General features: G+C 60.3%; 15 protein-coding genes and 1 tRNA gene. 9 read left to right on the forward strand and 7 right to left on the reverse strand.

Features of this window, described 5'->3' with window-relative positions; genetic code table 11:
- The 3 genes from AACZ55_RS13085 to AACZ55_RS13095 all read left to right on the forward strand — a co-directional run.
- A partial coding sequence (locus tag AACZ55_RS13085; protein WP_339646745.1) for a sigma-70 family RNA polymerase sigma factor occupies positions 1-532 on the forward strand: 532 nt, incomplete at its 5' end.
- Positions 533-602: 70 nt separating this feature from the next.
- Complete coding sequence (locus AACZ55_RS13090) at positions 603-890, forward strand: HlyU family transcriptional regulator (RefSeq protein ID WP_338609786.1); 288 nt, start codon at positions 603-605, stop codon at positions 888-890.
- A gap of 75 nt (positions 891-965) precedes the next feature.
- The gene (locus tag AACZ55_RS13095) at positions 966-1,190 is read left to right on the forward strand and encodes a hypothetical protein (protein ID WP_339646748.1); all 225 of its coding nucleotides are present in this window, start codon (positions 966-968) and stop codon (positions 1,188-1,190) included.
- 12 nt (positions 1,191-1,202) lie between these two features.
- Here the strand turns inward: AACZ55_RS13095 and AACZ55_RS13100 are convergent, their stop codons facing one another.
- Together AACZ55_RS13100 and AACZ55_RS13105 are read right to left on the reverse strand one after the other, a co-directional pair.
- A complete protein-coding gene (locus tag AACZ55_RS13100; protein ID WP_339646750.1) occupies positions 1,203-1,376 on the reverse strand; it encodes a hypothetical protein in 174 nt (57 codons plus the stop codon).
- Between the two features lie 192 nt (positions 1,377-1,568).
- Entirely contained in the window at positions 1,569-2,180 is a 612-nt protein-coding gene (locus tag AACZ55_RS13105) for a tellurite resistance TerB family protein (protein WP_338609789.1), read from the reverse strand.
- Positions 2,181-2,308: 128 nt separating this feature from the next.
- Between AACZ55_RS13105 and AACZ55_RS13110 the strand changes: the two genes are divergently transcribed.
- Positions 2,309-2,938, forward strand: coding sequence for a GyrI-like domain-containing protein (locus tag AACZ55_RS13110; protein ID WP_339646752.1), 630 nt, complete (start codon positions 2,309-2,311; stop codon positions 2,936-2,938).
- Between the two features lie 35 nt (positions 2,939-2,973).
- On the opposite strand, the gene AACZ55_RS13115 is transcribed toward AACZ55_RS13110, so the two are convergent.
- Positions 2,974-5,292 (reverse strand): OmpA family protein, encoded by a 2,319-nt coding sequence (locus AACZ55_RS13115; RefSeq protein WP_339646753.1) that lies wholly within the window; start codon positions 5,290-5,292, stop codon positions 2,974-2,976.
- A 141-nt stretch (positions 5,293-5,433) separates the two neighbouring features.
- A complete protein-coding gene (locus AACZ55_RS13120; RefSeq protein ID WP_338609792.1) occupies positions 5,434-5,808 on the reverse strand; it encodes a hypothetical protein in 375 nt (124 codons plus the stop codon).
- A gap of 210 nt (positions 5,809-6,018) precedes the next feature.
- Between AACZ55_RS13120 and AACZ55_RS13125 the strand changes: the two genes are divergently transcribed.
- Together AACZ55_RS13125 and AACZ55_RS13130 are read left to right on the forward strand one after the other, a co-directional pair.
- Positions 6,019-6,441 carry a secondary thiamine-phosphate synthase enzyme YjbQ gene (locus AACZ55_RS13125; protein WP_338609793.1) on the forward strand — a complete coding sequence of 141 codons (423 nt, stop codon included), beginning with the start codon at positions 6,019-6,021 and terminating at the stop codon, positions 6,439-6,441.
- Positions 6,442-6,580: 139 nt separating this feature from the next.
- Positions 6,581-7,408, forward strand: coding sequence for a sulfite exporter TauE/SafE family protein (locus tag AACZ55_RS13130; RefSeq protein ID WP_339646757.1), 828 nt, complete (start codon positions 6,581-6,583; stop codon positions 7,406-7,408).
- Positions 7,409-7,463: 55 nt separating this feature from the next.
- On the opposite strand, the gene AACZ55_RS13135 is transcribed toward AACZ55_RS13130, so the two are convergent.
- Positions 7,464-8,183, reverse strand: a complete 720-nt coding sequence (locus AACZ55_RS13135) for an SIMPL domain-containing protein (protein WP_339646759.1) — start codon at positions 8,181-8,183, stop codon at positions 7,464-7,466.
- 177 nt (positions 8,184-8,360) lie between these two features.
- On the opposite strand from AACZ55_RS13135, the gene AACZ55_RS13140 reads away from it, so the two are divergent.
- Positions 8,361-8,437, forward strand: a tRNA-Ile gene (locus AACZ55_RS13140).
- 115 nt (positions 8,438-8,552) lie between these two features.
- On the opposite strand, the gene AACZ55_RS13145 is transcribed toward AACZ55_RS13140, so the two are convergent.
- Entirely contained in the window at positions 8,553-8,852 is a 300-nt protein-coding gene (locus AACZ55_RS13145; RefSeq protein WP_339646761.1) for a hypothetical protein, read from the reverse strand.
- A 100-nt stretch (positions 8,853-8,952) separates the two neighbouring features.
- Positions 8,953-9,837: a hypothetical protein gene (locus AACZ55_RS13150; protein ID WP_339646763.1), complete on the reverse strand. Its 885-nt coding sequence runs from the start codon at positions 9,835-9,837 to the stop codon at positions 8,953-8,955.
- A 303-nt stretch (positions 9,838-10,140) separates the two neighbouring features.
- Here AACZ55_RS13150 and AACZ55_RS13155 point away from each other — a divergent pair, with 303 nt between their 5' ends.
- Both AACZ55_RS13155 and AACZ55_RS13160 read left to right on the forward strand, forming a co-directional pair.
- Positions 10,141-10,935, forward strand: coding sequence for a hypothetical protein (locus AACZ55_RS13155; protein ID WP_339646765.1), 795 nt, complete (start codon positions 10,141-10,143; stop codon positions 10,933-10,935).
- Positions 10,936-11,044: 109 nt separating this feature from the next.
- Positions 11,045-11,338: a hypothetical protein gene (locus tag AACZ55_RS13160; RefSeq protein ID WP_339646766.1), complete on the forward strand. Its 294-nt coding sequence runs from the start codon at positions 11,045-11,047 to the stop codon at positions 11,336-11,338.
- Positions 11,339-11,624: the final 286 nt, after the last annotated feature.

Below are 11,624 nucleotides of genomic sequence, written 5' to 3' on the forward strand. Positions count from 1 at the left end.
GGCGATCACCCGTTCGATCGCCGATCAGGCGCGCACCATCCGTATTCCGGTGCACATGATCGAAACGATCAACAAGATCGTGCGGACCAGCCGCCAGATGCTCCATGAAATCGGTCGTGAGCCGACGCCGGAAGAGCTTTCCGAAAAGCTGCAGATGCCGCTCGACAAGGTGCGCAAGGTTCTCAAAATCGCCAAGGAGCCGATTTCCCTCGAGACGCCGATTGGCGACGAGGAGGATTCGAACCTCGGGGATTTCATTCCCGACACCAACGCGATCCAGCCGATCGACGCGGCGATCCAGTCGAACCTGCGCGAGACCACGACCCGGGTTCTCGCCTCGCTGACGCCGCGTGAAGAGCGTGTGCTGCGCATGCGCTTCGGTATCGGCATGAACACCGACCATACGCTCGAGGAAGTGGGCCAGCAGTTCTCGGTCACGCGTGAGCGTATTCGCCAGATCGAAGCCAAGGCGCTTCGCAAGCTCAAGCATCCCAGCCGCAGCCGCAAGCTGCGGAGCTTTTTGGACAACTAGTCCGCTTGGCGTTAGGCTAGAGACAAATCGGGGCGGCCATTGGCCGCCTCGTGCATATGGAGGGTTCGAGATGTCGTTTTGGAAAAATCTGTTCGGCGCTGGCGGTGACAGGCAGCCGGCCGCGGCCAGCATCGACGCTCAGGAAGAATTCGAAGGCTATCTCATCAAGGCGACCCTGATGAAATCGGGCGGCGAATATCAGGTCGCGGGCACCATCGAGAAGGAAATCGATGGGGAGACCAAGACCTATTCATTTATTCGCGCCGACAAATTTTCCGACAAGGACGATTGTGCAGCGGCCACCCTGGGCAAGGGCCGGCAGATCATCCGCGAACAGGGCAAGTTCCTGTTCGATTAAGTCGACTTTACCGCAAAATCAATCATGGGCTGTCGCCTCGGCGACGGCCCTGTTCAGTTTCAGATTGGATTTATCATGGCCAGAAAGCCAACCATGCGCACGGAATTCGTGCTTTTCGACATCGTTTATGAGGATGGCAGCCAACGGTCCAACCGCAAGGTCGACGCGAGCCTGCTCGGTGGCCTGGACGGCGACGAGCCCGCACTGACCTCCATCATGGATCAGGATCGGGCCATTTCAGAGAAATCGGGCGTGCCGCCGCTCAAGATCATCTCGATCAAGCGCAGCGGCAAAAAATAGGGAGCTGGACGGTCAGGACGTGCTGACTGTCGGTTCGGGAACGATTTCCGGGCGGCCCGTCGAATCCTCGCTGCCCACCGTTAGGGCAAACCACCCAAAGGCCAGGACAATAACGATTGCTGCCACCCGCAGCACGATAGAGCCCGCGCCTGTGTGGCGCGTCTGGTCGGGTTCGAGATAGGTCATGGCAACCTCCCGCTTCCGTGTTCGGTCAATGTTAAGCATAAAGCCGGCGATTCGTTCCCCGAAAATTTAGAGCCGTTCAGGATTTGATTGGATCAAATCCTTGGCTCTAAACCCTTGTTTTGTCGCGTGTCCGAACCGCCAAACCGTTTCCATCCCCGATCGCGTCGAGGACATGCTCTTGCTGGACACGCTCTAGCGTGCGGCAGCCTTGTGAATCTCCGTGACCAGAGCGTCGGGCAGGCTGAGCCGGTTGGCCAGCGTTTCGAGATAGGCGCGCTCGGTTGCCGTATCGGCCTCGATAGCCACCAGCGATGCCGCGTAAATTTCGGCGGCGTGTTCGGGCGTATCGGCACCGCGCACCACCGCTTCGATGTCGAGCGGGGTTGAAAGTTCGTCAAACACGAACGCCTTTTCCTGGGCCGAGAGCTTCATGTCCTCGAGCCGCTGGAAGATACGCTCTTTTTCATCGGCATCGATGCGGCCATCGGCTTTGGCGGCGGAGATCATGGCGCGCACAAGCGCCTTGCCCAGCGCTTCCTGCGCGGTCTCGTCGGACGGCGCGGGCATGAAGGGGCCTTCGGGCGGGGTTTCGACATCTGGGGCGGTGTTGTCCTGCCGGCTTTTTTGCCAGGCGTTATAGGCAAGACCACCGATTGCTGCGAGGGCGCCGTATTTGGCGATCTTTTTGATGCCTCCGCCGCCCAGCAGCATACCCGCAGCAAGGCCCGCTGCGCCTGCACCCGCGGTGCGCTGCATGTTGGGGTCGGTCTTGAGGGCCGTTACGATCTTGTCGATGTCGAACATTGCGTAAAAAGAATCTCCGATAATTGCCGAAGCCCACAGATGGGGATTGCGGGCAAACTGCGCAAGAATTCTTTCCAATCTTTAAGGGTGGACCGTATCGTTGCGATGGGACGAGTAGGGAATCTGCAATGGAAAAGGTCGACTTCAAAAAACAGCTCAAAGCGTTGTACGGCCCGACCAGATCCAGGGGCCTCCACGTCGTCGAGGTGCCGACCATGCGGTTCCTGATGATCGACGGGCATGGCGACCCCAATGCGGCACGGTCCTATCGCGAGGCGGTCGAGACGCTTTTTGCGGTCGCCTACCCGCTTAAATTTGCTTCCAAGACACAGCTCGGTCGGGACTACACGGTTCCGCCGCTCGAGGGGCTGTGGTGGGCAAAGGACCTGCGCAGTTTTGCCGCCCGCGACAAGGATAAATGGCACTGGACCATGATGATCATGGTGCCCGACTGGATCGGTCCGGCCATGATCGCGGCGGCCATCGAAACGGCGCGGGCCAAGAAAGGGCCGGCAGCGCTCGACCTCCTGCGGGTGGAGGCGCTCGAGGAAGGCAGGGCCGTTCAGGTGCTTCATATCGGCCCCTACGATGACGAAGGGCCGATCCTGGCCCGGATGCACGAGCATTACATACCCGACAATGGCTGGGTGCCGACGGGCAGGCATCACGAAATCTATCTGGGCGATCCGCGCAAGACCGCTCCGGAGAAACTCCGGACCATATTGCGACAGCCGGTAAAGGAAAGGCCGGGGGATTAACCCCGGCCTTGTTGCTTGATCGGTATGGGTCGTGCTTATCCGGCGGCGCCGTTCATCGGGGTGATGAGCGGGGTAATGCGGCGGATCGTAACGCGACGGTTGGTGCGCTCGGCGGCCTGCGTGTTGACCTTGAGGTAGCGCTCGCCATAGCCCTGCGTGGCAAGGTTTTCGGCGGGAACGCCATAGACGCGGGTCAATGCATAGGCAATTGCCTCGGCACGGCGATCGGACAGGGCCAGGTTGGAGACGTCCGACCCCACGGCATCGGTGTGGCCTTCGATCAGGAAGGTTTCCGCAGGATTTTGCCTGATCAGCGCCAGCATGGCGTTGGCGGTGGCCGAGAGCGTGCCGATCTCGCTTTGCGAAATGTTGGCGCTGCCGGTCTCGAAGGTCAAATCGGCAATCTCGAGACGACGGACCATGTCGCGCAGACGGGACGAGCGCTTGACCTCGTCAATCGTGTAGTAACGCTGGATGGTCTCGACCGGCGGCTGGTCGAGGAAGGTCGCGACCTGCTGCTCGTTGGCGGCCGAAGCGTTGAGCACATATTCGCTGGCCGGAATATTGAGCTGCAGCGGCGGCAGTTGACGGCCCGGATCGATCCAGCGACCCTGTTCGTCATAACGGCGATAGCTGGGGTCGACATAGACGAGCAGGATTTCACGCCCATCGGGCTCGATGCGCGAGCGGCGGATAACATCGCCATACCGGTCGCGGATCGTTACGATGCGGCTGCCATCGGCCCGCAGGATGGTTTCGCGGGTGCGGTCATCGGACAGGTCCTCGACATAATACTGCTGATCGTCGGGATAGATGATCCGCGGCGTGTCGGGCGTGTTGATGAACTGGTTGGCGCCAATTGCAAAAATCGTGGCCAGACCGATTGTGGCGATGACCTCTGCATTGGATGGGCCTTCACGAACCGGGCCAACGAGAACGCCACCCTGCTGATTGGCCTGTGGCTGGCCCGACCCTTCCTGGAGCTGGGCACTGGCCGAGGCCGATTCGGCTTCTTCGACCTCCTGGATCGAGACTTCCTGGCGGCCCTGACCTTCTTCAGTGTCGATCGAGGGAATTTCGGTCACGTCGAGCGGCTCGGCAGCAGGGGCCGGCTCTTGAGGGGTTTCGCTCTGGGCTTCAGCTTCGGCCTCAACTTCGGCTTCGGCCTCAACTTCGGCTTCGCCTTCACCCTCAGCCGCCGGCTGGTTCTGCTCGTCGTCCATGACGCCCGAGGCCGTGTCCTTGTCGCTGTCGAGCAGCGGGGCGACTTCGCTTTCGTTGGTGCCTTCAGGAACAATCTCGCCCTGAACGTTGCCTTCGAGAACGATATTGTCGTCCATTTCCTGGGCCGGCGCTTCACCTTCGAGCGGCGCTTCATCTTCCGCCGCCGCTTCCTCTTCAGGGGCAGCGGGCGTTTCGGCCATGCCGTCGAGCTCTGCCTGAACGTCGATGATGTCGAGTTCGATGTCAAAGCCGGTCAGGCACGCATCGAGATCGGTTTGTCCAAGTGCTTCACAGATGCCCTGGAGTTCGGCTTCGGCATCGGTCACGGCCTGTGCGGCCGCGCTGGTATCGCCACCAGCGGCAACCGCTGCTTCAAATTCAGCAACTGCGGTTTCGTATGCGGTTACCGCTTCAAGCAGGGAGGCAGGGGCCGAGGAGTCCGCATCGGCAGCAGGCTGCTCGGCAGGCATGGCAGACTCGGCTGCAGGAGGTTCGGGAGCCGCCGGTTCAGGCTCTTCCATTGTTTGGGGCGCAGGAGCGGGCTCTTCAGCCGGAGCAGGTTCGGGCTGAGGGGCGGGCTCTTCAGCCGGAGCAGGCTCTTCAGCCGGTGCCGGAGCCGGTTCCTCCGCCGGAGCGGGTTCGGCTTCTGCGGGAGCGGCCTCGGCGGGAGGAGCAGGCTCCTCTACGGGCGCGGGTTCCTCTACGGGCGCTGGTTCTTCAGCGGGCTCCGCTTCAGGTGCCGGGGCCTCAGGTTCAGCGGCGGCTTCTGCTTCGGCTTCGACCGCCATTTCAGCCTCGGGGGCCGGAGCGGCAGGTGCTATCTCGCCACTTTCGAACATGGCGATGCAGGCATCGATATCGGTTTGTCCGATTGCGGCGCACAGGGCGCCCAGTTCGTCGCGCGCGGCGGCCAGAGCTTCCTCGGCTGCGGCGGCATCACCGCCAGAGGCCTCGGCTGCCTCAACGGCGGCCTGGGCCTCGAGATAGGTCTGGATGGCGCCGGCCAGGGCCGGAGGCGCGGCCTGAGCCACGGTAAGGTCGGCATTGCCGCTTTGCGCAAAAAGCGGCGCCACAGGGGTGCCGAGCATGAGCATAGCGGTACTGGTCAAGAGCAATTGTTTGAGCTTCATGGGATTTTCTCCTCTGCCCCCCGGCAAATGATGTGGCCGCTCACGCGGTCACACGAAAGGGATGGATAACATCGTCAAAATGACGCCAAGCTGAACAAGAAAAGGGGCGTGCCGTAACGACACGCCCCAAAGTCTGAAATCTTACTGGGCAGGAGCCGGCTCTGCGGGAGCAGCTTCGGCGGGTGCGGCCTCAACAGGGGCAGTTTCAGCCGGAGCCGATTCCACCGGTGCGGTGGCCTCGGGGGCCGCTTCGAGTGCCGGAGCGGGTTCGGTTGCCGGCGCCGTTTCCGTCATGGGTGCGGGCTCGGTCGCCGGAGGCGTGGTTTCAACTGCGGTGGGAACGGTGTTGACGGGGGCGGGTTCTCCGCCGCTCAGCGCAATAAAGCCAATAATCAGCACCGCGAGAACAAGCACGCCGCCGATCCACCAGCCGGCGCTGCCGCCGGAATTGACTGCATAGACGCGCTCGCGCTCGGTGCGATTGCGATCCGTGTAGTCGCGATCAATATCAGCCATTTTCTATCTCCATTCATTTCAACACCGAAGGCGGATAGCCGCGATAGGGTGTCTGGGGTCGAGCGCGTGCCGTTCAAGGGCATTGCAGAAGGGGCAGTGCAAACCCACGAGACGGCACGCGCTCGAGATGTCACAAAAACGCGATCAACCCGTTTGGGTTCCGCGCCGCCTTTGCGATAGGGTTGCGCAGACGATTGGAGACGGTGCGCAATGCAGCAATCGAGCGAGATACTGGAGATCACCACGCGCGGGCAGGGACTCTATGAATTTACGCCCGATATCGGGCGTTTCATGGCATCGAATCCCGTTCGCGACGGGCTGTTGACGGTCTATTGCCGGCACACCTCATGCTCATTGCTGATCCAGGAAAATGCCGATCCCGATGTCCAAACCGACCTCAGATCGTTCTTTGCCCGGTTGGTGCCGCCCGGTATGGACTGGGTCGTCCACACAACCGAGGGGCCCGACGACATGCCCGCCCATATCAAATCGGCGCTGACCCAGACCTCGATATCCATTCCGGTGATCGATGGCCGGCCGGTTCTGGGGACGTGGCAGGGCCTCTATCTTTTCGAACATCGCAACGCGCCGCATCGGCGACAGATCGTCATGCACGTCCTGGGAGAAGGCTAGACTGGCCCTGCGCCCGGGGTCGACAGATGCCGACAAGTGCCCGATAGTCTCTGTGTCCGGTCGACGGCGAGAGAGTCGGGCGGCCATCAATTTCTTGCATCAGGGCGCATGACTTCCCCGCGCTCAGGAACAGACGTCCTTGTCCGATATCATCACACATTTTCTCCCCTTCGCCATTGGGTTGGCGCTGACCGGGGCGGTGTCCGGCGTCATGGCCGGCCTGCTCGGCATCGGAGGCGGGATCATCATGGTTCCGGCCATGGTGCTTGCCTATCAACTGCTCGGCTACAGTCCCGAAATCATCATGCATGTGGCCGTCGGCACCTCGCTGGCCGTCATCATTCCCACCGGAATGCGCAGCGCGCGCGCCCATAACAAAAGGGGCGCCGTGGACCACAGGATCGTCAGGCTGTGGGCACCCTGGATCGTTGTTGCCTCGCTTCTGGGCGGGCTCATGGCAGGGCTCTACAGCGCTGCGGCGCTCAAGATCATTTTTGGCGTGATGGCGTTGTTCATAGCGCTCAACATGGCGTTGCCGGTTCAGCGCAGGCTGATGGAATCGCTGGCGGGCGTGCCGATGGTCAATCGTATCTCAGCGGCGGTGATCGGCTATATATCGGCACTCATGGGAGTTGGCGGCGGATCGCTGACCGTGCCGACGCTTACGGCGTTCGGAACGCCCATTCATACCGCGGTGGGAACCAGTTCGACGCTCGGCGTCGTCCTTGCCGTTCCAGCGGTCGTCGGGTTCGTCATCTCGGGATGGGGCGCGGCGGGCACACCACCCTTTAGTGTCGGCTTTATCAACATCCCCTCGTTCATTCTCATTGGCGGCCTTGCGACACTGACCGCGCCGATTGGCGTGGCGCTGGCCCACAGGCTCGATGCGAGGCTGCTCAAGATCGTGTTTGCGATCTTCCTTGTGGTTGTGGGCGGGCGGATGATCCTGCAGGCGCTCGGCGTCTGACAAAAAAGGCCGGATCCAGAGGACCCGGCCGTTTTCAATGGTCCATGGTATTGGACTATTGGTTGTCGTCCTCGATTTCCCATTCGATGGTCGCAGTGATCGAATAGGACATTTCGCCCGCTTCCACGGGGACCGACCCATCGGCGGCCATTTCCATGGCCTGGGCACGATACATCGGCATGGGCGGCTGCTGGGCATCCATTTCGCGGATCGACTCGATCGAACCCAGGCGCAATCCCGCGGCCCCGGCATAGGTTTCCGCCTTGGCCATGGCATCGGCGAAGGCCAGCTTGCGGGCTTCCTCCTCAAGCTTGGTCACGTCATCGACGGCGAAAACAATACCGTTGATGGTGTTGGCACCCACGGTTACGGCCTGATCGAGGACGGATCCCAGCGCTTCAAGGTCACGCACCACGATGGTGACGGTGTTGGACACCTGATAGCCCTGAATTTCGGGCGGCGGGGTGTATCCATTGTCATCGCGCCGGTCCGAATAGACATATTGCGGGCTGACGGAGAAGTCCGAGGTCTGGATGTCGCGATCTTCCAGGCCCGCTTCGCGCAGGGCGGCGACCAGATCGGCCATGGCAGCCGAATTGGCGTCGAGCGCTTCGCGCGCGGTCTCGGCTTGCGTTGTCACGCCGGTGTTGATGGTTGCCATGTCGGGCGCGGCGCGCACGGTACCTGTGCCGCTCAAGCTCATGGTGTCGGCAAGCGCCGGGCTTGCCAGCAGCACGGCCATCGCAATGGGTGCAAACGTCAGGGGAAGGCGCATGAATAGTCTCCTGGAAATCTCGTTCGTTGGAATTGGTTGTGCCCACGCAGAACACTCAAGTTTTCCTGATGCATTGAGACGGATTTGCGGCAGCGGGCAAAGCCGCCGGAAAAAACGGTAAACAGATGCAAAACCCCATGGACCTCAAAGCGTCGACCCGCTAGGAGAACGAAGCGTGGGCCTGTAGCTCAATTGGTTAGAGCCGACCGCTCATAACGGTCTGGTTGGGGGTTCGAGTCCCTCCGGGCCCACCAAGAAATCCGGGCGTTTTCGAGAGATCGGAGGCGCCCGTTTTCTTTTCGGGGTCTGTTTCGGGGTCCGAAACCTTCCTTTTGAGCCTAGAAAAAGGGCCGCCGAAGCGACCCGATTTCACATCATATCTGGTGCCTGATCATCGTCCGGTTCTGGCTCCAGATCGCGCTCCAATTCCTGAAGCCGCTGCTTCATCCAGCCGATCTGGCTCTGGCGCGTCTCGATAGCGGCTTTGAGACCCCACAGCATCTTCTCTTCAGCTTCGCGGGTGAGGGGCCGCTGTCCCGTGTTGATGTGGGAGACGTATGCGGGTGACAGGCCGATGACTTTTGACAGCCGGGTCTGCCAGCCCGGGCTGTCACCGACGATGAGTTTGCCGGTGTCGCGCCAGCGCTGGAGTCTTTCGACGTCGTTCATAAGTTTGCTTTCCGAGTTTGCCCTTGCTGAAGCCGTCACGGATAGGGCGGCTTGAGAAAGGGCGGGGGCTACATCCTGCCCCCGCAGTCCTTGAGCTTGATTAGGCGGCGGCAGTCCAGTCGTCGTCCCAGCCAGCAATGATCGAGACTGCATAATCAGTGATCGCGTCGTCGTCTTCGTCTGCGATGATCGCGGCATAGAGTGTTTCGACTTCTTCACCCTCGCGCCAAAGCGTCATCTCGTCGTTATGAGACTGACTGTCGGAGAGCACTGCGCGCCAGACGCCGTTGCGATCTTTTTGGACATAGAGGACGTCGGGAGTGCGTTTATCGTCTGCTGCATCGATTCGGGCTCTGGATACCTTGTCGAACACGCTGTCGGCCTGAAAACTCTTTGCAGCATTAATCAACGCCACAGTCAGATCTTCGAGACTGCCATCGTCGTCATCGTAAGAGGCGTCGAAAGCCCACTTCGGCCAGTCGCTGAACGCATCCTCGATCTGCTCTTTGAGCTGCTCGGGCGTGTTGACCATGCCAGTACCCTCATACTGAGCGAGCAGGACACCGAGCTTGTGAGCAAACTCCTCGAAAGTGAGGCGCACGTCGTTCTGCTCGACAGTGATCTCGCGCATCTGCAGGACACGGCTGACGAAGAAGATGGCATCGCCATTAAAAGGCGCGTTGCTGACCTGCGTCTCGCCGATGTGGATCTGGCACTCGCCGTCAGCCATCAAAGCAAGCGAGATGTAAGGGTGAAAGTTCTGGCCATCGCCCAGCGTGCCGGTGTCGATGTCGAAGGTGAAGTGGACATCGACTTCGGTAACGACGATCTCGCCTTCCTTGGCGGGAACTTCCCCCTGGAGCGCGGCGTAATCCGAATAGCCGGCATCGCGGGCCATGACGTCGAGCGCGTCCTCCTTGCTCTGAGCTGCGAAAGTGCCGAGCACAACACCGCTTTGGGCGTTTTCGATAGTGAACTTTTTCATGATGGCGTCCTCCTGGACTGATTGGGACCGGAACCGTTATGGCTCTCCGTCGTCCGATGTATGAGATATATACACAACCAATCCGACCGTCAATAACAATGTATGAGAAAAATTTGCAAACTGGCGACAGATTGCCCGTTTGCTCCTATATGGTGATAGATTTAGCAATAAAAAAAATTTCAGTCGTATATCGAAACATTCGGTTTTGATGCATCCGCGCAAGAAAAACGTTGCGTGCGTGATCTGATCTGTCATCATGTATCTCATGCTTAGCGCTTAGTGCGCATGAGACGGAGAGACATTATGATTAATCTGACCGCGGCATACGTGCCGCCCATTCCCGACACCACCTGGACGCCCCATGGCGACCTCTTCAAAGCACCGGCGACCGACAGCTTTTGGCGCCTGTATCGCGTCGGCAAAAGCGACCTTTACGGCATCGGCATCAAGTGCACCCGCGAGGGCAGCGAGTGGCTTGCGATCTACACGCCAGGGAAGGCAACGCCTGCAGAGATCGAGCGGGTGCTGCTGAAGGTCGACGACGAGGCGCTGATGAATGATGCCGCAATCGAGCGGGAAAAGGCAGCGCGCAAAGAAGCGACGCGGCTCAAGGATGAGCAGGAGGAGCGCGAGCAGCAGGAATGGATCGCCTCTCATGTTGAGGAGACGCGCCAGCTGCAGGCCGAGGCGGCAGGGCTTTTGAAGACCTACAAGGCCGCATGCTCGAAAGCTGGCGAATGGCCGGAATTGATCGAGAACTTTCCGCTCACCCGTGGACAGTATTGGTATCTCTGGGATCTCGTCCGCACCACGAAAATCAAAATCGCAAAATTTGAGCGTGGAGAGGGCTTCAAGCGCAAGCGGTCGCCCTATGCCGCATGGCCCGCTGACGTGATCGCCAAAGGCCTGCGTGCGCTTACAGCGGCTGACAGCGACCATGCGGAACTCGCGAACGACATCGGCTGGTCGGCTACCGACAGTTCTGTGGGGCACTACTGCACAGCGCTACTCGAGACCGACTATGACACGGCTGTCGAACGCGCGCGGGAATTCATCGGCACATATGAGCGTCAGCTCCGGAAGGCTGGCGTGCTCTAATGACGTGTTTAGCACCTTGCTGTATCCTTCACCTGATTCAGCAGGGTGCCTTATGCCATTCAAAGACCTTCCACACGGCAACAGTGACGACCAAGATCCGGATGCCGGCATGAGCTTCCGTCAGCGCGTCGCCCTGATCTTTCCCGACGCCGCCTCATCCCGTTTGGCCCGTATAGGCGGCGTGAATGGCCGCACCGCGCAAAAGTGGCTGTCCGGCGAGGCACCGGTGCCCCAGGACGTCGCGGATTACGTCGAACAGCAATACGCCCGCGTCCACTCTGTTCGCCTAAAAACGCTGGAAGATGCCGTCGAACGGGCCTCGGCCGATGGCGTCGACGCGGAGGTGATCGCGGCTCATCTCAGCCTGATCTATGCGAAGCTGACTGGCCAGAAAATCCGATAATGGATTTACCACCGCCATAACGGTTTTGCCACGCCACAAATTCAATAATCCGCGTTAACCAAACGTACCCCAATACCGCACCTTCCGCGTGACATCGCCGTCGCGCTGTGCTTGCCTGCACACTCCCAAACTAAAAGCACTCCCCACGTCACCGGACGACGGGACTGCGCCATGAGGGCCAGACATGAAAACTCCCGAATTATCGGGCGCAGATCAATTGCGCCAACGCCAGATGTCAACGGCGGAGTAAAATCCGGCCAATGGGCGGAGTAAAAGTCGGCCACTT

It is taken from the genome of uncultured Pelagibacterium sp., assembly GCF_963972885.1.
In the GTDB taxonomy this organism is placed as follows: Bacteria; Pseudomonadota; Alphaproteobacteria; order Rhizobiales; family Devosiaceae; genus Pelagibacterium; species Pelagibacterium nitratireducens.